The sequence below is a fragment of the Arthrobacter sp. 05T423 genome (genome assembly GCF_056396245.1).
On sequence record NZ_JBFTLC010000120.1, the window covers coordinates 1 to 416 of the forward strand.

1 protein-coding gene is annotated in these 416 nt (G+C 65.9%); it reads right to left on the minus strand.

The features are described from left to right. On the minus strand, positions 1-416 hold a 416-nt coding region (locus AC1DFE_RS24185), incomplete at both ends, for a transposase (protein ID WP_476908346.1).

Below are 416 nucleotides of genomic sequence, written 5' to 3' on the forward strand. Positions count from 1 at the left end.
GCGGGCGGTGGCTGTTGGAGGCGCATGGTGTTCTCCAGCAGCAGTTTCAGAAGGTCTTTCTCGGGTGCGGCTTCGGGCAGGAGGAGCTGGTTGCGGCGGGCGCGGGTGATGATTTTCCCGGCGGTCGCGAAGAGCCGGTAGCGCCAGCGCTTGATGTCCCAGGCTTTGGCGTGATGGCCGTCCGGGAGGGTAGCGAGCTGGAGCCAGGAGACCAGGTTGAAGGCCAGGGAGGCGATGTTCGCCCAGGCCTGGTTCGCGGCGAAGTCGAAGAAGGGCAGCTTGCCCAGACCGGTGTTTTTCAGGGTTTTGATCCGGTTCTCGCACCGGCCCCGGGCACGGTGCCTGGCGTCCAGGAATGGTCCGTGCCAGCGCGGTGAGTTGGTCAACAGCGCGGTGATCCGGTGGCCGTCGACATC